Annotated in this window: 20 protein-coding genes and 1 pseudogene; 10 read left to right on the forward strand and 11 right to left on the reverse strand. The window is 37.9% G+C overall.

All coding sequences use genetic code 11. From position 1 onward, the window contains the following. Positions 1-184 (reverse strand): annotated as a pseudogene (locus tag B0B05_RS11115) (IS5/IS1182 family transposase); the annotation flags it as partial. A 242-nt stretch (positions 185-426) separates the two neighbouring features. After that, on the reverse strand, positions 427-1,155 hold the full coding sequence (gene lptB, locus B0B05_RS11120; protein WP_076783722.1) for an LPS export ABC transporter ATP-binding protein: 729 nt from the start codon (positions 1,153-1,155) through the stop codon (positions 427-429). Between the two features lie 234 nt (positions 1,156-1,389). Here lptB and B0B05_RS11125 point away from each other — a divergent pair, with 234 nt between their 5' ends. Further along, positions 1,390-2,160 (forward strand): TrmH family RNA methyltransferase, encoded by a 771-nt coding sequence (locus B0B05_RS11125; RefSeq protein WP_076783723.1) that lies wholly within the window; start codon positions 1,390-1,392, stop codon positions 2,158-2,160. A gap of 49 nt (positions 2,161-2,209) precedes the next feature. Here the strand turns inward: B0B05_RS11125 and B0B05_RS11130 are convergent, their stop codons facing one another. Next, positions 2,210-2,425, reverse strand: coding sequence for a hypothetical protein (locus tag B0B05_RS11130; protein WP_076783758.1), 216 nt, complete (start codon positions 2,423-2,425; stop codon positions 2,210-2,212). 166 nt (positions 2,426-2,591) lie between these two features. Between B0B05_RS11130 and B0B05_RS11135 the strand changes: the two genes are divergently transcribed. Together B0B05_RS11135 and B0B05_RS11140 are read left to right on the forward strand one after the other, a co-directional pair. Next, entirely contained in the window at positions 2,592-3,689 is a 1,098-nt protein-coding gene (locus B0B05_RS11135; RefSeq protein ID WP_076783724.1) for a hypothetical protein, read from the forward strand. Then, positions 3,673-4,269, forward strand: a complete 597-nt coding sequence (locus B0B05_RS11140; RefSeq protein WP_076783725.1) for a hypothetical protein — start codon at positions 3,673-3,675, stop codon at positions 4,267-4,269. The genes B0B05_RS11135 and B0B05_RS11140 overlap by 17 nt, the downstream gene beginning before the upstream one ends. 32 nt (positions 4,270-4,301) lie before the next feature. On the opposite strand, the gene B0B05_RS11145 is transcribed toward B0B05_RS11140, so the two are convergent. The 5 genes from B0B05_RS11145 to trhO form a co-directional block, all read right to left on the reverse strand. Next, positions 4,302-4,571 (reverse strand): hypothetical protein, encoded by a 270-nt coding sequence (locus B0B05_RS11145; protein WP_076783726.1) that lies wholly within the window; start codon positions 4,569-4,571, stop codon positions 4,302-4,304. Between the two features lie 164 nt (positions 4,572-4,735). After that, complete coding sequence (locus B0B05_RS11150; RefSeq protein WP_076783727.1) at positions 4,736-5,305, reverse strand: 5-formyltetrahydrofolate cyclo-ligase; 570 nt, start codon at positions 5,303-5,305, stop codon at positions 4,736-4,738. Between the two features lies 1 nt (position 5,306). Further along, positions 5,307-5,537 carry a ferredoxin gene (locus B0B05_RS11155; protein WP_076783728.1) on the reverse strand — a complete coding sequence of 77 codons (231 nt, stop codon included), beginning with the start codon at positions 5,535-5,537 and terminating at the stop codon, positions 5,307-5,309. A 60-nt stretch (positions 5,538-5,597) separates the two neighbouring features. After that, a complete protein-coding gene (locus B0B05_RS11160; RefSeq protein ID WP_076783729.1) occupies positions 5,598-6,842 on the reverse strand; it encodes a peptidase U32 family protein in 1,245 nt (414 codons plus the stop codon). Between the two features lie 8 nt (positions 6,843-6,850). After that, the gene (gene trhO / locus B0B05_RS11165; RefSeq protein ID WP_076783730.1) at positions 6,851-8,212 is read right to left on the reverse strand and encodes an oxygen-dependent tRNA uridine(34) hydroxylase TrhO; all 1,362 of its coding nucleotides are present in this window, start codon (positions 8,210-8,212) and stop codon (positions 6,851-6,853) included. Between the two features lie 349 nt (positions 8,213-8,561). Here trhO and B0B05_RS11175 point away from each other — a divergent pair, with 349 nt between their 5' ends. Next, positions 8,562-10,700 (forward strand): S9 family peptidase, encoded by a 2,139-nt coding sequence (locus tag B0B05_RS11175; protein WP_076783732.1) that lies wholly within the window; start codon positions 8,562-8,564, stop codon positions 10,698-10,700. Positions 10,701-10,745: 45 nt separating this feature from the next. On the opposite strand, the gene B0B05_RS11180 is transcribed toward B0B05_RS11175, so the two are convergent. Further along, positions 10,746-11,048 (reverse strand): hypothetical protein, encoded by a 303-nt coding sequence (locus B0B05_RS11180; RefSeq protein WP_076783733.1) that lies wholly within the window; start codon positions 11,046-11,048, stop codon positions 10,746-10,748. Further along, a complete protein-coding gene (locus B0B05_RS11185; protein ID WP_076783734.1) occupies positions 11,038-11,274 on the reverse strand; it encodes a hypothetical protein in 237 nt (78 codons plus the stop codon). The genes B0B05_RS11180 and B0B05_RS11185 overlap by 11 nt, the downstream gene beginning before the upstream one ends. Positions 11,275-11,519: 245 nt before the next feature. On the opposite strand from B0B05_RS11185, the gene B0B05_RS11190 reads away from it, so the two are divergent. Together B0B05_RS11190 and B0B05_RS11195 are read left to right on the forward strand one after the other, a co-directional pair. Continuing rightward, positions 11,520-12,074, forward strand: a complete 555-nt coding sequence (locus B0B05_RS11190; RefSeq protein WP_076783735.1) for a hypothetical protein — start codon at positions 11,520-11,522, stop codon at positions 12,072-12,074. Positions 12,075-12,154: 80 nt separating this feature from the next. Then, on the forward strand, positions 12,155-13,825 hold the full coding sequence (locus tag B0B05_RS11195) for a peptide MFS transporter (protein WP_076783736.1): 1,671 nt from the start codon (positions 12,155-12,157) through the stop codon (positions 13,823-13,825). Positions 13,826-14,002: 177 nt separating this feature from the next. Here B0B05_RS11195 and B0B05_RS11200 read toward each other — a convergent pair whose 3' ends face one another. Beyond that, positions 14,003-14,485, reverse strand: a complete 483-nt coding sequence (locus B0B05_RS11200; protein WP_084173943.1) for a GNAT family N-acetyltransferase — start codon at positions 14,483-14,485, stop codon at positions 14,003-14,005. A 108-nt stretch (positions 14,486-14,593) separates the two neighbouring features. On the opposite strand from B0B05_RS11200, the gene B0B05_RS11205 reads away from it, so the two are divergent. The 4 genes from B0B05_RS11205 (at position 14,594) to recG (ending at position 20,606) form a co-directional block, all read left to right on the forward strand. After that, a complete protein-coding gene (locus B0B05_RS11205) occupies positions 14,594-16,270 on the forward strand; it encodes a peptide MFS transporter (protein WP_076783738.1) in 1,677 nt (558 codons plus the stop codon). 98 nt (positions 16,271-16,368) lie between these two features. Continuing rightward, positions 16,369-17,880 carry a peptide MFS transporter gene (locus B0B05_RS11210; protein ID WP_076783739.1) on the forward strand — a complete coding sequence of 504 codons (1,512 nt, stop codon included), beginning with the start codon at positions 16,369-16,371 and terminating at the stop codon, positions 17,878-17,880. A gap of 24 nt (positions 17,881-17,904) precedes the next feature. Further along, complete coding sequence (locus B0B05_RS11215; RefSeq protein ID WP_076783740.1) at positions 17,905-18,441, forward strand: thioredoxin family protein; 537 nt, start codon at positions 17,905-17,907, stop codon at positions 18,439-18,441. A gap of 77 nt (positions 18,442-18,518) precedes the next feature. Then, positions 18,519-20,606 carry an ATP-dependent DNA helicase RecG gene (gene recG, locus B0B05_RS11220; RefSeq protein ID WP_076783741.1) on the forward strand — a complete coding sequence of 696 codons (2,088 nt, stop codon included), beginning with the start codon at positions 18,519-18,521 and terminating at the stop codon, positions 20,604-20,606. The last annotated feature ends 333 nt before the right edge of the window (positions 20,607-20,939 follow it).

Consider the following 20,939-nt stretch of genomic DNA (forward strand, 5'->3'; position numbering starts at 1 on the left):
CTATTTTGCGAACCGCAATAGAGGGTCTTCCTTCTTTTGAAAATAAACCCTCGAACTCAGCTTCTATTTTATCCCAAGAAATCTCATGCGCTAATTTTACAAGTGGATGATCCATATTAATAAGCTCGGTAAGTCTGGTCTTGAATAAATTTTGCTGTAAATCCTGTTTTATTTTTCCTAACATTTTGCCACTTTTTATACCCTAAAAATACGATTTTCTGCAATTTTATACAACATTTTTAAGCGAAATTTGATAATAAAATATTGAATATCAAATCGTTGTATTTATTTTAAGGAATGACTAATTATTATCGCAAAGTCGCAAAAAACATTTAATGTATTTATAAAAGAAAGTCGCCAAGTTTTTCCTTTGCGACTTATAATATAATTTTGAATTTTAGAAACTTTCCGCCTTTGCGATAAAATCTAAATCTTTTCAAACCTAAAATTCTCTCCAAGATAAGCCTGCCTAACTTCGGGATCATTAGCCAAATCTTCCGGAAGGCCTTCTTTCAGGATTTTTCCTTCGAACATAATGTAGGTTTTGTTGGTAATCGCCAAAGTTTGCTGCACGTTGTGGTCGGTAATCAGTATCCCAATATTTTTCTCTACCAATGATCTTACGATTTTTTGGATATCTTCCACTGCAATCGGGTCAACACCGGCAAAAGGCTCATCCAAAAGGATAAAATTGGGGCTTGTCGCCAAACAGCGTGCAATCTCGGTTCTACGTCTTTCGCCTCCGGAAAGCAGATCGCCACGGTTTTTACGTACGTGTTCCAGATGGAATTCCTCGATCAGCTCGTCACATTTTTTTTGCTGTTCTTTTTTGGAAAGTTTGGTAAGCTGCAGAACACCCAGGATATTATCCTCCACAGACAATTTCCTGAAAACAGAAGCTTCCTGAGCCAGATATCCAATACCTTTTTGGGCTCTTTTGTACATCGCGTCCTGCGTTATATTCTGGTTATCAAGAAAAACATTGCCCGAAGTTGGTTTTACCAGTCCCACAATCATGTAGAAGGATGTCGTTTTCCCCGCACCATTTGGCCCCAAAAGTCCGACAATTTCACCCTGCTGAACCTCCAGAGACACTCCTTTTACAACTTTTTTGGGTCCGTATTCTTTGATTAAATTTTCTCCGCGTAAAATCATAAAACAAAGATAGATAATTTTCAACTTCTTGTAATAAATATTTGGGCGTGCCCTCCCCCCACACATAGCAGCATCGCGGGCCGGGCTTTATGTTACAAGTCCTCGCTCGTACCTCGCTGCGGGCTTTTCACTGCAATCCCTCACGCATACCGCAGATCGTAAAGATTCAACTTTTCATAAGGCACATTTTACAGTATACATTATACATTGTACATTTGTGAAAAATTCAGAAAAATGCTCATCGAAAGCCTTCAAAACGAAAAAATCAAAAGACTGACCAGACTTCTTTCTAAAAATCAGGACCGGAGAAAAGCCGGCGTTTTTATTGTGGAAGGCCAGCAGGAGAACGAGCGTGCACTGCATTTTGGCAACCAGCCCGAAGAATTTTACATCTGCGAAGCGATTTTCAAAGGGAAATTGCCGGATTCTAAGGTACATTACGTGTCAGAAAAGCTTTATGAAAAAATTGCCTATCGAGGAACAACAGAAGGGATTATCGGGATTTATAAACTGGAACAAAGAAATCTTGCCGAGTTCAAACCAAAGCAGGATTCGGCTATCATCATTTTAGAAAGTGTCGAAAAACCAGGGAATCTTGGAGCAATCCTTAGAAGCTGCGAAGCCTTTGGGCTTAATGCACTGATTGTAACTGATCCCAAAACTGATTTTTATAATCCCAATGTCATACGTTCCAGTGTCGGCTGTCTTTTTGGGATGAATATCTTCCAGGCATCTAATGAAGAAACGTTAGAATTTTTAAAAATCAACGGTTATAATATTTTTACGACTTTTATGTCAGATGACGCAAAGAAATTACAGGATAAGGATCTGACAAAAAAAAGCGCTGTATTGTTTGGAACCGAACATTCCGGCCTAAGCGGTTTTTGGAGAGGAAAAGGAGAAAATATATTGATCCCAATGGCGGGTACAATTGATTCTCTTAATCTCAGCAATGCCGCTGCCATTACCTGCTACGAAGTTCTGAGACAGAAACTTGAACAATAAAAAAACCACTCCTAAAAAGAAGTGGTTAAAATTCTTAACTTGGTTAAGATTATTTTTTAGTAGCAGCTGAATCAACTTTAGCAGCAGCACCGTCAACTTTAGCAGCAGCTGAATCAACTTTTACAGCAGCTGAATCAACTTTAGCAGCAGCAGAATCAACAACAGCAGCTGAAGAATCAGCAGATGCAGTTTCTACCTTTTCAGTTTTTTTACAAGCTACAAGAGCTACAGCAGCGATAGCAGCTACGAATAATGACTTTTTCATAATAATTAAATTTAAATTGTTAGTTAATAGATTGTCCTCATTTGAACAGAGCAAAATTATGACAATAAATAAATTTGGTATTTGAAAATTAATTGTAATATATTTGTAAAACACGATTTACAAATAAGTCTAACTGTAAATCAATTAATTAAGAATAAATTTAGTTTTGAGCGATATAGAATTTTCATATTTTCAATCCTTAAAAAATGCGATTCAGGATAAATATCTTGAAACTCATTCACCATCACACGACGATATCTCGAAATGGCGGGGTATTGACATCATTTATTTTCAGGAAGATCTTAGACAAAAGGCAAAAGGCAACATTAGCGAAAAGACATTTTACACCTACTTTAAAAATAACGCACAGGAAAAAACGCCGCGGATCGATATGCTGAACATCTTGTCTGTATATGTTGGATACAGCTCCTGGTTTGAGTTTAAAAAGAAAAACCCGGTTTCTCTCCCGACGCCTAAGCCTGAAATAGTAGAAGAAAAAAATTCACCCGAGACAGCAGAGCAGATTAACACAAATCAGGCTCCTGAAAGCTCTGACTTAAGCCCTACTAAGCAACAACCTGTTTCTATAGACAACCAGGCCGTCGATGAGATTAATAATCAGATTGCGAACCGCAGCCAACATTCTAACTTCCTAAAAAGATATCTATGGCTGGGAATCTCGATTTTTCTGTTTGCTGTCGTTTTAGTTCTTGTATTTTATGACAATCTTTTTTACAAAAAATACACTTATGCATTTATAGATGCGGACAGGAACTCATCCATAAAGGGTGAACTGGACGTTAAAATCATCCGTGAAAACGAATCTCCCATTCTCTTTAAGGTGAAGCCTAATGCACCTTTTGTCTACGAAACAAAGAGCAAAAACCTTAAAATGGAGATCTCATCACCTTTCTACAAATCTGAAACCATTACCCGAGATCTAACCAATGCACCAGACACTGAAAATATAGAACTTAAACCCAACGAGTATGCTGTACAACTGTATTACTACTCCAAATCGATTAAAGATTTTAAGAAAAAAACAAGCGAACTTAATAAACTCATCAGCGATAACGCCCTGATTTATCAGGTGGTAGACAGCGACATCTATGGGATAGAAACCCTGGATAAACAAAAATACATTTCCTTGGTCACACTTCCTACAACGTCTCTTGAAAATCTGGAAGTAATTGATTCTCAAATGAAAAATGGGAAAATTGTTATGATTAAATTCAAAATTACAGACGATGAAAAAAAGAAATAACAGAAAGGCTACGTTGATTGGCCTCTTCACAATTCTTGCTGTTGTTGCCTCTTGCAACAAAAAATACGACGGCGACGGATCTTCTATAGAAAGCATAAAATATAAGAACAACCAAAAAACTTATTCTAAAACAAAACTGGACAGTGTGCAGGCTATCAACCTCATCACGACTCAGAAAGTAAAAGATTTATTGGAGTTATCTACTCTTTATACGTCGGGTAATAAGGATACTGAGATTGATTCGGTGATATATACACAGATGCAGGCTCACTTTTTAAGCAAAGATTCTAATAATCTAAAGCCACTTCTGCACGAGATGGACAGCCTTAAAGTCCGTTATGTAAAAGTCAATAATTTAACGACATCCAAATCGATTCGGGAAAAAGACACTTTGGATTTCGCAAACTTCGATGTGGAGTATTACGACAATAGAAAAACTTATATAGCCACGGTCAACAGAAATGCACAATACATGTTAAAAGCATCGCCGGTGCAGTTTAAAAAAGAATTTAAATTTTATTTTATCCACTTTTATCAGAAAAAAGCAGACAGCATAACAAAAGAAAAAGCCGCTAAATAATAGCGGCTTTTTCAGTAATTAGAATGATCTAATTATTTTTTGATTTCTTCTTTAGCAGCTTTCTCGTCAGCTTTTACTTCAGCTTTAGCAGCTTTTTCGTCAGCTTTTACTTCAGCTTTAGCAGAATTGGCAGTAGCTTTAACAGAATCAACTGTAGCAGTTTTAGTAGAATCGATAGCAGCAACAGCAGAATCAGCTGTAGCGTCTACTGAATCAACAGCAGCAGCTTCTACTTTATCAGTTTTTTTACAAGCTACAAGAGCGATAGCAGCAATAGCAGCTACAAATAATGACTTTTTCATGTTCTAAAAATTTAAATTAATTATTGTGATATTTTTTTTTCTGATTGTTGATCAATCTTTACATGACAAAAGTAGTATCCAAATCTAAAAATCCCGAATAAATAGCTTGTAAACCTATTGTAAAGCATTTTACAAATAAAATACACTAACAATCAGTCACTTAATTAAAATTCGAAATATCTGTCTGGTGTAATTAATCCATCTAATGGGAAGTCTGTAACTGATTTGTCATTAATATCCTTATTAGGATTAAAGAAATTAAGTCCTATTTTTTTACGAATCCCTAAATGGTGTGCAAAGAATTGATCATAAAATCCTTTTCCGTATCCAATCCTGTTTCCGAAACGGTCACAGTATAATAATGGTGTAAGAACGTAGTCATATTCAACAATTACACTCTTATCAGAGGCCGGCTCTGGGATTCCCCAGCTTTTGATTTTGAATTCTGTATCCGGAAAAATCTCTACAGAAATCATTTTGCCATCCTGAATTTTTGGAACAAAAATCCTATTATTATTTTCAAAAAAATATTCAATAAAAATTTTTGTATTAACCTCATTAAATTTCTTAATAGGTAAAAAGACACTAATTATTTGATTTTCAATACTATTAAATTGTAAAATAAATTGCTTGAAGATTTTTTGAGATAAAAAATCGACCTCATGCTGTGATAAGGCCATTCTTTTGGCTTTATAAATAGTTCTGAGCTCTGTTTTTGAAAGGCCTGAATTCATTCTAAATCTCTTTGACCGAAATAATATTAACTGGACAAGCTTTCGCTGCTTTTTCGCAAGGTTCAAAAGCATCGTGCTGCGGTGTTTTTATTGTATAGAATCCTTTCTTATCGGTAGCTTTCAGCAAAACCGACTTACCATCCTTTTTAGACATTCTGAAAAAGTCCGGCGCAAATTCCGCACAATAATTACAACCAATACATTTATCCCGCTGAAGTGTTACAATTACCATTTTTAGTTTAAGGTTTAAGATTCAAGGTTTAACAATGTTAACTTGAAACTCCGAATTGCTTTATGCCTGAACTATTTTATACAGCTTATCCGAAGGGCGAACTCTGAAATCGGTTTTGAAAGTAATCACATCAGACTTTATCGCTTTTTCAGAATCCGGCTTTTCATCTACTTGCATCGTTTCAATCACCATTTCCTGAGAACCGGTGGTTGGCCCTTGGATCAAAACCTTGTCTCCAACTGTCAGATCATAAGCTTCTATAAGAAATTCTGCAACATTGGACTTCGGATAAAAATGGCGACCTTTTCCAATGTAAACTTTCTTCTGAGTGGCGCTGGAACCAGAATTATGAGACCACTCTCCCAACTCCTGTCCAAGGTAATAGCCGCTCCAGAATCCTCTGTTGTAAACAGTTTCCAGCTGCTTCATCCATTCCGCAACTTTCTCTTGGGAAAAAGTACCTTCTGCAATAGAATCAATTGCTTCTCTGTATGCTTTGACAACCGTCGCGACATATTCCGGTGCACGTCCGCGGCCTTCAATTTTCAGAACTTTCACGCCTGCATCCACGATTTGGTCAAGGAAACCTATGGTGCAAAGATCTTTTGGAGACATCATATATTCGTTATCCAGTTCGATTTCGAAACCTGTCTCCTGGTCGATGACTGTATACTTTTTTCTGCAGTTTTGCTTGCAGGCACCTCTGTTCGCAGAAGAATTAGCCGAATGCAGGCTCAGGTAACATTTTCCGGAAACGGCCATACAGAGCGCTCCGTGTCCAAAAATCTCAATTTCTACCAGATTTCCGGAAGGCCCTCTAACATCGTCTTTTACAATCTGGTCACAGATCTTTTTTATCTGAGTGATGCTCAGTTCCCGGCTCATTACCATTGTATCGGCAAAAAGCGCATAAAACTTAACCGTTTCAATGTTTGTGATATTGATCTGCGTAGAAATATGGACTTCCAGTCCGATTTGTCTCGCATACGAAATCACCGCCTGGTCCATCGCAATAACAGCCGTTAGATTAGCCGCTTTTGCTTTGTATAGAAGGGTTTTTATGATAGATAGATCGTGATCGTAAATAATTGTGTTGAGTGTGAGATAAGTTCTCACGCCTTTTTCGCTGCAGCGTCTGCTGATTTCCGGAAGGTCGTCAATCGTAAAATTCATTGACGCTCTTGCACGCATATTCAACTGTTCTACACCAAAATAAATGGAATCTGCACCATTGTCCAAAGCTGCCTGCATTGCTGTAAAATCGCCGGCCGGCGCCATCAGTTCTATTTTACCGTTGTTTGTCATCTTAGATTTTATAAGATTTTATACAACTTATCAGATAAGCGAACTCTGAACGGAAGCACAAAAGTAATCTGATCTCCAACCTTTGCAGTCTCAGTTGAAATTCCATTGGCGAAAAGTTCAGTGATAGTGATTTGCTGTTCGCCAGTTGTAGGTCCGGAAATCAAAACTTTATCTCCCACAGCCAATCCATTATTTTCGATTAAAAACTGGGCAATTTTTGATTTGGTAAAATAATGTTCCGCTTTTCCTATCAACGTTTTTTTAACTTTTATTTTTTGGCGGACATCATTTGTTTTTGCCTTTGTTGCTTTAGCCAACGTAAGTGTTGACAAATCCCCGGATTGTTTAAACTTCAACGCATCAGATTTACCTTTTCGGAAAATTTTGTTACCAACCTGCAATCCTTTTCTTCTTGCAACCTGCTCTTCCCAAGGCAGATGGATGGTTTCCAGGCATTCTGTTGAGCAACAGTTTTCCATCTTAGCTTTACATTCATCACATTGGATGAATAACAAATGGCAGGCATCATTAGCACAATTCGTATGATTATCACAAGGTTTTCCGCACTGGTGACACTGCGAAATAATATCATCTGTAATTCTTTCGCCTAAACGGTGATCAAACACAAAGTTCTTTCCTATAAATTTACTTTCAATATTTTCTTCCTTGATTTGGCGCGTATATTCGATAATCCCACCTTCTAGCTGGTAAACATTTTTGAACCCCTGATGTTTAAAATAAGCACTCGCCTTCTCACAACGGATGCCGCCGGTACAATACATCAAAAGATTCTTATCTTCTTTATAATCCTGCAATTGCTCATTAATAATCGGCAAACTTTCCCGGAAATTCTCTACATCAGGCGTAATTGCACCTTCAAAATGGCCCACTTCACTTTCGTAGTGGTTTCTAAAATCAACGACGATCGTATTCGGGTCTTCCAACATATTATTGAATTCCTGAGCCTTCAGGTGAATCCCTTTATTGGTGACATCAAAAGTCTCATCATTCAACCCGTCCGCAACAATCTTATTTCTGACCTTAATAGTTAATTTCAAAAAAGAGTGGTTATCCTGCTCCACAGCCACATTCAGACGGATACCCTTCATAAAATCGTATGCTTCCAGCGTATCCCTAAAAGCTTCAAAATTTTCTGCAGGAACGCTCATCTGAGCGTTAATACCTTCAGTCGCCACATAAATACGACCCAACGCATCAAGAGCGTTCCAGGCTATAAATAAGTCGTCGCGAAATTTTTTAGGATCTTCAATTTTGGCGTACGCATAGAAAGACAATGTAAGGCGTTCCTTACCAGCTTCATCAATAAGTTGAGCTCTTTCTTCTGCGCTTAAGGTGTTGTACAGTTGCATGCTATAAACGTTTTAAGTGAGAAAAATAATGGCGCAAAGATACAAATATTAGTTGATAGTTTTTGTTTAACCGTTGTCAGTTTGGGCGTGCCCCTCGTCCAAGCCAAGGCCAAAGCTCGGGTCGGGCTATGCACTGTAATCTTTTATGTTTTTAGCAAAAAACATAAAAGGATTTCCGTTTCTATCCCTCACGCATTGGCGATTCTACGTTGAAAACCCTTTCAGAGTTTGAAACTCTGAAAGGGTTAGACTATAACTCAACATTATAGACAAAAATTAAATATATTTACAATTCAAAAAAAATTAGAACAGAAAGGCTTATAAATCCTTGTATACAAATAGAAAAGCTATGAACAAAAAAGTTTTCTTACCTGTTGTTTTGATAACGGCAATTTTTTCACAAAACATTAAAGCACAAGAAATTACACTCGATAAAATCTATTCCGGCTATTACCGCGGAAAAGGGATCGCAGGCATTGCCTCTCTTAATGACGGCGAAAACTACGCCACCATAGAAAAAGATGGCATCGCAAAATACAATTACAAAACATCTCAGAAATCTGGAAATATTGTAGATGGTAGTTATGAAGCCTACATTTTTTCAGCAGATGAGTCCAAAATCCTTCTTCAGAAAGAAAGCCAACCTATCTACAGGCATTCTTTCCTGGGGAAATTTGATGTTAAAGATTTGAAATCAAATCAGGTAACTCCCCTTAACAACGGAAATTATATTCAGGAACCCAAATTTTCTCCGGATGGGAGCAAAGTAGCCTTTATCGTAGATAATAACCTTTTTTATCAGGATTTGAGTTCCGGAAAAATTAATCAAATCACAACTGACGGAAAAAAGAATTCTGTCATCAACGGATTGGGAGACTGGGTTTACGAAGAAGAATTTGGCCATCCCGATTATTATCAATGGAATAAAGCAGGCAATGCCATTGTCTTCGTGAAATTTAATGAATCTGCTGTCCCGGAGATCTATATCCCAATCTATGGAAAATCGCTGTATCCAACCGAAATGCGGTACAAGTACCCAAAAGCAGGAGAAAACAACTCAACGGTTTCTGCGCAGCTTTACCAATTAAATTCGGGGAAAACATCTCAACTCAATCTTGGAAACTTTGAGAATTATTACATTCCACAGATTTTCCAGACCAACGGTGAAAACGAGATTGTGATTGCCACCAGCAACAGGCATCAGAACAAAGTTGACCTCCTGAATGTGGACACAAAATCAGGGACTGTAAGCAAATTATTCTCAGAAACGGATAATGCCTGGATTGACACCGATAATCTGACAATGGAATTTTTGGATGACAACTCTTTCCTTTGGGCTTCGGAACGTGATGGTTTTAGACATTTGTATTGGTACGATAAAACCGGAAAGTTAAAAAAACAGGTATCTAAAGGCAATTGGGAAATCACCGATTATTACGGCTATAATCCAAAAACCAAGGAAGCTTACATCCAAACCACAGAAAAAGGAAGTCTTAACAAAGTGGTTTCCAAGCTGAATATAGACAATGGTAAAACGACATTGGTATCTTATCCTGAAGGGAACAATTCAGCCAATTTCAGCAAGTCATTCAATTATTTCATCAATACCAACTCTACGGCAGGAACGCCCAACAAATACGTTTTGAAAGATGCTGCCGGGAAAGAGATCAAAGAATTGCAGAACAACAATGAACTGCTTTCTAAACTCAACAAAGACAGTTTTGTAACAAAAGAATTCATTACCATTCCTAATGCTGTGGGCGACCAACTGAATGCGTGGATCATCAAACCAAAAAACTTTGACCCAAATAAAAAATATCCGTTGTTTATGTTCCAATATTCGGGTCCGGGTTCTCAGCAGGTTTCCAACTCCTGGGATGGCGGAAACGGAATCTGGTTCGAGATGCTTGCTCAAAAAGGTTACGTCGTAGCTTGTGTTGACGGACGCGGAACGGGTTATAAAGGCGCAAAATTCAAAAAAGTGACGTACAAGCAATTGGGTAAATACGAAATAGAAGACCAAATCACAGCGGCAAAATGGTTCGGCAATCAGTTCTATATTGATAAATCAAGGATCGGGATTTTCGGATGGAGTTTTGGTGGTTATATGACCAGCCTTGCGATGACAAAAGGCGCAGATGTTTTCAAAATGGGCATTGCGGTGGCGCCGGTGACCAACTGGAGGTATTATGACAGCATCTATACCGAGAGATTTTTGCAAACCCCGCAGGAAAATGCCGATGGTTATGACCAAAACTCGCCTACAACGTTTGCCAATCTCTTGAAAGGGAAATTCCTTTTGATTCACGGAACGGCGGATGACAACGTACATTTCCAAAATTCTATGGAGTTTTCTGAGGCTCTGATCCAGAACAAAAAGCAGTTTGATTTTATGGCGTATCCGGATAAAAACCACGGAATCTACGGCGGAAACACCAGGCCTCAGCTGTATGAGAAAATGACGAATTTTATTTTGGAGAATTTGTAAAATTCATCAAAGCTAAAAATCCATTCAAAAAATTGAATGGATTTTTTATGTTCTTTCTCGCCAGATTTCAGGATTTCTTGAATTGTGAAAAACAGAATAAATTATTAATGTATTTTTTATTTCATCATACTTGTAATGAATGGAATATGGGAACTTTATCAAATAAGCAATTCTAATATCATCGTATTTTATTTCACTCGATTTAGGGTTTTCTGTAAGGTAGTTAACTTTGTTTTTAAACTCTTGGAAAAACATTTTAGTTAATTTCTTATCAATCTTATTATACCAGTTGACTATTTCAAGCAAATCAAAATCGACAGATTTTAAAATAATTTTCTTAGTTTTCATTCAGAAATTGCTTTTCAAAATCTTCTATAAAACTATCAAAATCAACTAACGATTCCGGGTGTAATTTTGCAAATTCAATTCTCTTCCTCACCTCATTTTTCTGCCAATCAGTAATGTTTGTTTTTGATTCTTCTTTTAATAAATTTATATAGTTATAAACAATTTCATATAATGATTTTGGTAAAGAATCAATATTTTTATAAAGGTCTTTTATTGTAATTTCCATCTCTATATATTTAGCTTAATCAAAGTTATAAAAATTTTCTAATTCATTTTAAAAACCTATTTTTGGGAAGTTGTGAAAATAAAAACTATAAAATCAATCTAAATGAAAAAAAATTCTATTCTCTTTCTAATGCTCACTTATTCCTTTTTGACATCACAAATAAAAGCACTCACAGAAGATGGAAAGGAAGTAGTACTTTTTGAAAATAAAACTTGGCGATTTGTAAATGAAAGTGATGAGAAACGATGGATGAAATTGTTACTAATAACACTAGTTTTTCTAAATCCAAAGATGCCACTTTTCTTTTAAGAAGTCAGAAATTGAATGCTGGAATCTATTTTAATCCAAAACAATGGAAAACTGTAAAAGCTGACATTTCTCCAATAGCAGAATATACGTTTCAAGATACCACAAATCAATCTTATGGTGTTTTTGTTTCTGAGAAAGCTCCAATTCAAACATTAAAAAATTTGAAAGACCTTATAATTTCGAATGTTCAAAAAAGAGCCAGTTTTTTCAGATTAATTTCTTCAGAATATAGAACACTTAACGGAATCAAAGTTTTGTATTTAGATTACTCTGCAAATTTTCAAGGCATGGATTTTCATTATTTAGCTAACTATTATTTGACAGAAGAAGGTTATGCTGGTGTATTCTCCTATACATTTGAAAATTTATTTTTAAGTTCTAGAATAAATATTGAAGATCTCATTAATGGTTTAGTAAAAACAGAGAAATCAAAAGTTACAGAAGTTAATAACTACACAACTCCACCGCCACCCATAACAACCAAAAAATAGAGCAGAGCCTTTCAAAATTTGAGAGGCTTTTTCTTTTATTAAATTTAAAAGCCTATTTTTGGGAAGTTGTGAAAAATTAAATTATGACAAAACATCCTAAAGGCCTGCCATTCCTGTTTTTTACCGAGATGTGGGAACGATTTGGTTATTATCTTATCCTCGGAATTTTTGTACTGTACCTTATAGAACCGCAAGGTTTGCATGGCGGATTGGGATTTCCTGACAAAGATGCCGATGATATTTTCGGCACATTCATCGCGCTGACTTACCTTACACCCTTCCTTGGCGGTTTTTTGGCTGACCGGGTTTTGGGATATATCAAGTCCATTTACCTTGGTGGTGTCCTGATGGCGTTGGGTTACATTGGCGTTGGCGTTTTTAAGGATTTGCCGTTGTTCTATGGATCTCTGGCGCTCATTATAATTGGTAACGGTTTTTTCAAACCTACGATATCAACGCTATTGGGTAATCTCTATTCCGAAGAACCTTATAAGGCCAACAAAGATTCCGGTTACAATATTTTCTACATGGGTATCAATATTGGGGCATTTATCTGTAACATTATTGCTGCTTTTATGCGTAACAAATTCGGTTGGGGCGAAGCTTTTATAACCGCCGGTGTTGGGATGTTGCTCGGCCTGCTTATATTTACAATCGGCCGAAAACACTATATCCATGCTGCACAAATGAAACCTAAACAGGAAGGCGACACAAAACTGTCCGAGATCCTGATGAAAGTTTTTGTTCCGGCAATAATTGCAGGTGTTATTGGATGGTTTGTCCCAACAATGATCCTGGGGACTAACGTGTTTGGCAGCACCAATACAGATGCATTTATTTTCGCCTGTGTGCCTGTGATTTACTTTTACGTTTCGCTTTATTTTAAATCTAATAAATTGGAGAAACCCGCTATCGGCGCATTGCTTTCGATATTTTTGATCAGTATGTTTTTCTGGGCGGTTTTTAAACAGAACGGAACTGCACTGACGAGATGGGCTAATTATTACACGGACAGAAGCGTTTCCGAATCTATAGAAAAACCATTAGCCTCGCTCTATATGGTTGAAGAAAAAAAATACGAAAATAAGGAGACACCTGTTTTCGACGCTCAATTCCGTTCTCAGAAAGATAAAGATGGCAAGACTTTGAAAGAATCCGGAAAAGATATCTATTTCAGGAATATATCACCCGAAAAAAAGGCGGAATTAGAAAAAAGCCCGGATAAATCCATTTTTATCTATAATACAGAATTGTTCCAGTCGATTAACCCATTCTGGGTCATTGCGTTAACACCCATAGTTGTTGGTTTTTGGGCATTACTGAGGAAACGGGGAAAAGAACCTTTGACACCTACAAAAATTGTTTTGGGTTTATTTATCTCAGGATTATCCTGCCTTGTAATGGTTGCTGCAGTTTTTGCAGGAAACAACGGCGCGGAAAAAGTCTCTGCACTTTGGCTGGTCGCATCTTACGGCGTGATTACCATTGGTGAACTCTGCCTTTCGCCCATGGGACTATCATTCGTTTCCAAATTGTCCCCGGCAAGGTTAACAGCACTGATGATGGGAGGTTTTTTCCTTGCCAATTCGGTTGGGAACAAATTATCCGGAATCCTGGCAAGTACATGGTACAATTATGAAAACAAAGCCAACTATTTCTTGGTTAATTTTGCCCTGTTAATCTTCGCAACGCTTTTGGGATTATCAATGCTTAAAAAGCTTAACAAAATCATGAGAGAAAGCGGACACTGATACTAGTAATTAATGATAAATGATAATTGATGATTAATAATTGTCAATCATTTTTTTTGGCATCGAATGGCACGCAGCCCGACTTGAATGGAGCTCGTTTGGATTTTTTGTCTTGGATTCCGCCGGGAAAAAATACAAACAGCGGGAATGGAAGGCGGATAAGCTGCCCAAATTAATTCATGCTTTTTGAAACGCAATCCTGGCTGAACCATCGGCAATGTAGATGGTACCACATTTTTGATAGCCGACCCGTTCCAGGACTTTTTGCATGGGGATGTTACTCTCGTGCGTATCTATTTTGATATTCGGGAATTGTGAAAAACACCATTCGAAGCAGAATTGTGCAACACCTTTTGCTTTCCCGTTGGAAGCAAGACGATGGATCACACCATATTTTTCGTTATTAAGCCAGCTTCCGTTTTCTATTACAGCGTAGGTGGGCTCATCGTCCAAAATAAAATCAAATGTTGCAACCACGGCTCCTTCATCCATGATCAGGTAATTAAATCCGTTTTTTATGCTTTCTAACATCAGTTCCTGTGACGGGTAGCCATTGGTCCATTGGACATTATTTCCATTATCGCGCATCAACTGCCTTGCTGTATTGATACAGTTCATGATTTCGTAGATATCTTCTTCTGTGGACTTCCTAATATTCATAATTTAAAATAAACTGTCACATTATGTTAATCGCCTGCAATTTACCGCTCCCGTTTATGAAAAAAAACTATATTTGTTACCTTTAATAAAAATTAACAATTAAAATATATGGAAACAGTTCAATCCAATTCCAGACATCCAAAAGGATTATGGGTATTATTTGGAACCGAGATGTGGGAGCGCTTTAATTTTTATGGGATGAGAGCGTTGCTAACGCTTTTTATGATCAATTCCCTGGGAATTATAGAGTCTGAAACATCAATTATCTATGGAGGATTTTTGGCTTTATGCTACCTGACGCCTATGCTAGGCGGTTTCATTGCAGATAAATACCTGGGAAACAGATATTGTATACTTTTGGGAGGTACCTTGATGGGGATTGGTCAATTGATCCTTTTCTTTAGTGCTACATTATTTGGTGAAAACCTGGATTTAGCCAAAACACTGCTGTGGGTAGGACTTGGTGTTATCATATTTGGTAACGGTTTCTTCAAACCAAATATCTCGTCTATGGTAGGTAGCTTGTATCCTAAACAGGAAAAAAACAAGCTGGATTCTGCCTTTACAATCTTCTATATGGGAATTAATCTTGGTGCATTTTTGGGACAACTAATTTGCCCAATTTTGGGAGATGTAAAAAGTGTAGATGGCATCAGAGATATTCATGCATTCAAATGGGGATTCCTGGCAGCATCCATCGCCATGTTTTTTGGCACATTAACGTTTTTATTCCTTAAAAACAGATATGTTGTAACACCTGAAGGCAGACCGATTGGTGGACTTCCAAAAAACAATACGGCAGAGGATTTTGAAGAAGGCGAGGCACAGTCCGCAAAATTTTCTCAAAAATCTATCATCGGCGCCGTGATTGCCTTTGTTCTATTAGGCCTTTTGTTTCACTTTGGTATAGGTCAAAATGTGGTCTACTCGCTGGTTTATTCTGCCGGATTAACATTAGCCGGATTAATTATTTCTGACTCATCCATTACCAAGGTAGAGAGAGACCGTATTCTGGTAATCTATGTGGTTTCATTCTTTGTTATTTTCTTTTGGGCAGCATTTGAACAGGCTGGTTCATCATTAACATTTATTGCTGATAACCAAACAGACCGTAACTTCTTTGGATGGATTATGCCACCATCAATGGTTCAGATTTTCAACGGACTTTTTATTGTTGTAATGGCTGTACCGTTCAGTTTTCTTTGGGATAAACTGAGAGGTGTGGGCAAAGAACCTGTATCACCTCTTAAACAAGCCATGGGGCTTGTTATTATTGCCATCAGCTACTTTATATTGGCACACAATGTAAAAGACCTTGGCAACTCGGGATTACTGGCTATCAAGTGGCTGATTTTGCTTTATTTCCTACAGACATGTGGTGAACTTTGTTTATCTCCAATAGGTCTTTCTTTGGTAGGTAAATTGGCACCAAAAAGATTTGCTTCGTTGCTTTACGGCGTATTCTTTATTTCTAATGCCGCTGGTTATGCACTGGCAGGAACCCTGGGATCTATCATGCCTGCTACAGGTGATAAGTTCAAAAAAGCTGAAGAGTTGGGCATTAATCTACAGGATGTGCTTGATAAGAAAGTGACTCTCAATGCGAGTCAGGTTGAATTATTTACCAAAAACCAAATACCGTTGGCCAATCACACATTTGCCGGGTACGAAATCCATAATCTTTACGAATTTTTTATGGTTTTTGTTGTTCTTTGCGGTATCGCAGGTATTATTCTGGCTATAATTTCGCCATTCCTTAAAAAGATGATGCACGGTATCAAATAATCTTGCAGCAGAGCTTTTATAAAATTAAACCACCGTTTAGATGGTTTTTTTATTTAACTTTGTTGGTACTTTTTTTATCAAAAACAAAATTTCATCCAATGAATCTTACACTTGAAGAAATTCAGAACTTCAAAGGCAAATATCCAAGACAAATATGGTCATTATTTTTTTCAGAAATGTGGGAACGTTTCTGTTTTTATGGTATGCGCGGCATGCTGGTTTTCTTCATGATTTCGCAGTTAAAGTTTGATGATGAGCAGGCCAATTTACAGTATGGTGCCACACAGGCATTTGTGTATGCATTCACCTTTGTCGGTGGTCTGTTTGCTGATAAGATTTTAGGATTTAGAAAATCCCTGTTCTGGGGCGGATTCCTGATGATAATTGGGAGCATTATTTTGGCGGCCAACCCTCATGATTATTTCTTTCTCGGGATTTCTTTTACGGTTGTAGGAACAGGCTTTTTCAAACCGAACATTTCTACGATGGTAGGTAAATTATACAAGGCCAATGATAGCAGGACGGATGCCGGATTTTCATTATTCTATGCGGGTATTAATTTGGGAGCACTCCTGGGCGGCTATCTCTGCATTGCCATAGGAAAAGGCGAGATGTTCTCTGATCTGATACCGGAACACAAACGATGGAATGTAGCATTCGGACTGGCGGCAATAGTCATGCTGGTAAGCCTCGTCAATTTTATATTCACACAGAGACGGCTTGGCCCAATTGGCCTACAACCACAAAAACTGAATGCTGACGGGACATTCTCACCACTGGATAAATGGAAAGAGTACAGTGTTTATATTTTGTCGATCGTTTTTATCCCTTTAATAATGATCATGGTTTCTGTACCGGAATATACAGATTACTTTATGTGGACAGTAGGTCCTCTCACGCTACTCTACCTCTTCTATGAGATGACTAAGGTTAATTCCTCCGAAAGGAAAAAACTCTGGGCGGCATTGGTTTTCATCATATTCTCTATCCTGTTTTGGGGAATCTATGAACAAAGCGGTGGATCGTTAAGCATTTTTGCGGCCAACAATCTTAATAAAGACCTTCTTGGGCTGGATCCTAACGGCGTCAACAATTCTGCTGGTGCACTGTTTATCATCTTCTTAGCGCCACTGATAGGCCTTGTATGGATCTGGCTGAGCAAAAAGAACCTGGAACCAAACACTATCAATAAATTCGGGTTGGGATTTATTTTTCTGGGGTTGGGTTATTACATCCTATTCGGAACCAAATTTTTTGCTACGCTGCAAGGTATTACATCACTTAATATTTTTACAATTGCTCTGTTGGTCATCACTTTCGGAGAATTATGCCTTTCACCTATCGGCCTGTCTATTATGACCAAACTTTCCACAGAAAAATTACAGGGCATGATGATGGGAATGTGGTTTTTGGCCTCAGCCTATGGGCAATATGTGGCGGGGCAGATTGGTGCGGGGCTGGCAAAAGTTAAATCCGGCGCATCAAATTACGATGCTCTTATCACTTACACCGATGGATATAAACAATTGGGATTGTACGCTTTAATTGCAGGTATTGTATTAATTTTGATATCACCATTTGTAAAAAAACTGATGCAGGGCGTGAAGTAGACAATAAACACACACAAAACACAAATGAAAAAATTAGTTTTAATCCTTATTCTGTTACTTGCGCAGGGCTCAGGCCATGCGCAGGTGCGCTGGATGACCATTTCTCAGGCACTGGAAGCTCAGAAAAAAGCACCTAAAAAGATCCTGATTGATTTTTATGCAGACTGGTGTGCACCCTGCAAGGAGATGGAAAAATATACCTTTAACCATCCGGAAATAGCTAAGATCATTAATGATAACTTTTATGCAGTCCGGTTTGAGAGTGACGGGAACGAGGCGGTGCATTTTGACGGGCGGAGCTTTACAAACCCTGACTATAAAGGAAAAAAAGCAAAAAACCCTCTTCATCAGTTTTCAAAATACATGAATATCAACATGATTCCAACGATGGTTTTTCTGGATGAAGATTCTAATCCTATCACCAGTCTGTCCGGCGATCTGAAAGCTAAGGAAGTTGAGCCGTACTTTACGATGATATCCAAAAACCTCTACAAGAATATCAAGTCACGCAAAGAATGGGAAAATTACCAGAAAAAATTCAAATCAAGAATCAGAGACTGATTAAAACCGCTCTTAGTCAGCGGCCTTTTAATTATCAGATAATTTCCCGAAATTCGTAGGAATAAAAATCACCCTTCTTGACTTTAGATACTTCCATAGAATTTCTTAAAAACATAGGACCCGAGCGTGCAAAAGTAATCAAAAATGTTTTGGGCCTTGCTACTGTGGAGGACCTCCTTACATTTTATCCGTTACGTTATATGGATAAAAGTAAAGTTTACAAAATTGGTGATCTTACCAAAGAGCCTGATGCAGATATTCAGCTGAGAGGGAAAATTACGGATATCCAGGAGATCGCTTATAACAAAGGGAAACGCCTCTCGGCCAAATTCCGGGATGAGACCGGCTCTCTTGATCTGGTGTGGTTTAGATACAGCAAATGGATGAAGGAAAGCATTCCTCTCAATAAGGAACTTTTTATTTTCGGGAAGGTCAACTTCTTTAATGGTAGTTTCTCTATGCCTCACCCGGATATTGAAACCGATGAAAAGAAAGCGTTGCATGGCACTTTGCTCCCTATCTATCCTGGTAGCGAAAAGCTTAGTAAAAGAGGAATTAACAATAAATTTTTTCAGAATGTAATATTAAGCATCCTTAAAGAATTACCATCGTTAATTTCCGAAAACCTTCCCACATATCTTTCCAGTTCACTCCAATTGACCGACCGGCAAAGTGCATTCTACAATATCCATTTCCCGAAGGACTATCAGCATTTTCAAGCTGCGGACAGACGCCTTAAGTTTGAAGAAGCATTTTTCTTCCAACTGGGATACGGTTTGAAAAAACTTCACCAGAAAACCAAATCTTTTGGCAACCCATTCCCCATCGTGGGCGACTACTTCAACCACTTTTATGAAAACTGTCTGCCGTTTGAGCTCACCGGTGCTCAAAAAAGAGTTCTCAAAGAGATAAGAACCGACATGAGGCGATCTACGCAAATGAACCGTCTGTTACAGGGAGATGTGGGATCCGGTAAAACGATGGTGGCACTTCTAACCATGCTGATTGCATTGGACAATGGTTTCCAGTCCTGCCTGATGGCACCTACAGAGATATTGGCTCAGCAACACTTTAACTCTATCAAAGGATTGCTGCAGGATACTGCCATCAATGTGCGTTTCCTGACCGGATCATCAAAAACGGCGGACAGAAAAATTATCCATAATGAATTGGAGAATGGTGAGTTATCAATACTTGTAGGTACCCACGCATTGCTGGAAGATAAGGTGAAATTTAAAAATCTTGGGTTAGCCATTATTGATGAGCAGCACCGGTTTGGTGTAGCCCAACGAGCAAAACTCTGGGCCAAGAACAATATCCCGCCACATATCCTTGTAATGACAGCAACACCCATCCCAAGGACTCTCGCCATGAGTTTTTATTCGGATTTGGATGTTTCTGTGATTGATGAAATGCCGGTTGGCAGAAAACCAATTATTACAGCTCACAGGCGGGAAAAGGACAGACTTTCGGTTTATAATTTCTGCAGAGAAGAGATTGAAAAAGGCCGGCAAATCTATTTTGTTTATCCACTCATCGAGGAATCGGAGACATTGGATTATAAAAACCTTATGGAAGGTTTGGACCATGTGATGAATTTTTTCTCATCCTACAATGTCACCATGGTCCATGGCCGCATGAAACCAGCAGAAAAGGACGCTAATATGCAATATTTTGCTTCGGGGAAGGCTCAGATTATGGTTGCTACAACCGTTATTGAAGTAGGCGTGAACGTTCCTAATGCATCCGTTATGGTAATAGAAAGCGCAGAACGGTTTGGACTTTCGCAGTTACACCAACTTCGCGGACGAGTAGGACGAGGCGCTGAACAAAGCTACTGCATCCTGATGAGCGATGATAAACTAAGTAAAGAAAGCAGGACCAGAATAAAAACAATGGTACAAACTAATGATGGTTTCAGGATTTCTGAAGTGGACATGGAGCTTCGGGGGCCAGGCGATATATTGGGAACACAACAAAGTGGCACGATCGATTTTAAAAAATTAAACCTTATCGAAGATTCCGCCATTATAAAAGCTTCAAAATCTGCCGTGGAAAAGATATTGGAACAGGATTCTCTACTGAACCATCCTGATAATCAGATTATGAAACAATATTACATCCGCCAGTATAAAGGTAAAAATAAATGGTCTCAAATATCGTAAACCTATTTGATTGGTACAAGTGTGTGGAAATAAAAAAACCTCCCGTAATTAGGAGGTTTTTAGTAGCGAAGACGGGAGTATAGATTAATTTCAATAAACAACCATAAATATTTATTTTATTGTTTTTTAACATTTTACAATATTTTATAACACAATGAAAAACATTAAAACCCAATGAACAATCCCAAATTTAGTCCCCGATTTTTGAAGGAGGGACTAATAAAAATTACCCAAATTGAATTATTATTAGGTTTCGATATTGTCTCTGTCCCCCAATGATATAGAGACATACGCCCCCTAAAATTTATTTTAATTATCATTAGTTAGTCGTTC

Source organism: Epilithonimonas bovis DSM 19482, assembly GCF_900108115.1.
Taxonomy (GTDB): domain Bacteria; phylum Bacteroidota; class Bacteroidia; order Flavobacteriales; family Weeksellaceae; genus Epilithonimonas; species Epilithonimonas bovis.

Bases quoted from the DNA above. Each gene is read 5' to 3' on its own strand.
- B0B05_RS11160 (WP_076783729.1), bottom strand. From the start codon at position 6,842: ATGACAAACAACGGTAAAATAGAACTGATGGCGCCGGCCGGCGATTTT.
- B0B05_RS11190 (WP_076783735.1), top strand. From the start codon at position 11,520: ATGGATGAAATTGTTACTAATAACACTAGTTTTTCTAAATCCAAAGAT.
- B0B05_RS11215 (WP_076783740.1), top strand. From the start codon at position 17,905: ATGAAAAAATTAGTTTTAATCCTTATTCTGTTACTTGCGCAGGGCTCA.
- B0B05_RS11140 (WP_076783725.1), top strand. From the start codon at position 3,673: ATGAAAAAAAGAAATAACAGAAAGGCTACGTTGATTGGCCTCTTCACA.
- B0B05_RS11130 (WP_076783758.1), bottom strand. From the start codon at position 2,425: ATGAAAAAGTCATTATTCGTAGCTGCTATCGCTGCTGTAGCTCTTGTA.
- trhO (WP_076783730.1), bottom strand. From the start codon at position 8,212: ATGCAACTGTACAACACCTTAAGCGCAGAAGAAAGAGCTCAACTTATT.
- B0B05_RS11210 (WP_076783739.1), top strand. From the start codon at position 16,369: ATGAATCTTACACTTGAAGAAATTCAGAACTTCAAAGGCAAATATCCA.
- B0B05_RS11205 (WP_076783738.1), top strand. From the start codon at position 14,594: ATGGAAACAGTTCAATCCAATTCCAGACATCCAAAAGGATTATGGGTA.
- B0B05_RS11145 (WP_076783726.1), bottom strand. From the start codon at position 4,571: ATGAAAAAGTCATTATTTGTAGCTGCTATTGCTGCTATCGCTCTTGTA.
- B0B05_RS11155 (WP_076783728.1), bottom strand. From the start codon at position 5,537: ATGGTAATTGTAACACTTCAGCGGGATAAATGTATTGGTTGTAATTAT.
- B0B05_RS11180 (WP_076783733.1), bottom strand. From the start codon at position 11,048: ATGAAAACTAAGAAAATTATTTTAAAATCTGTCGATTTTGATTTGCTT.
- B0B05_RS11185 (WP_076783734.1), bottom strand. From the start codon at position 11,274: ATGGAAATTACAATAAAAGACCTTTATAAAAATATTGATTCTTTACCA.
- B0B05_RS11200 (WP_084173943.1), bottom strand. From the start codon at position 14,485: ATGAATATTAGGAAGTCCACAGAAGAAGATATCTACGAAATCATGAAC.
- B0B05_RS11150 (WP_076783727.1), bottom strand. From the start codon at position 5,305: ATGAATTCAGGCCTTTCAAAAACAGAGCTCAGAACTATTTATAAAGCC.
- B0B05_RS11125 (WP_076783723.1), top strand. From the start codon at position 1,390: ATGCTCATCGAAAGCCTTCAAAACGAAAAAATCAAAAGACTGACCAGA.
- lptB (WP_076783722.1), bottom strand. From the start codon at position 1,155: ATGATTTTACGCGGAGAAAATTTAATCAAAGAATACGGACCCAAAAAA.
- B0B05_RS11175 (WP_076783732.1), top strand. From the start codon at position 8,562: ATGAACAAAAAAGTTTTCTTACCTGTTGTTTTGATAACGGCAATTTTT.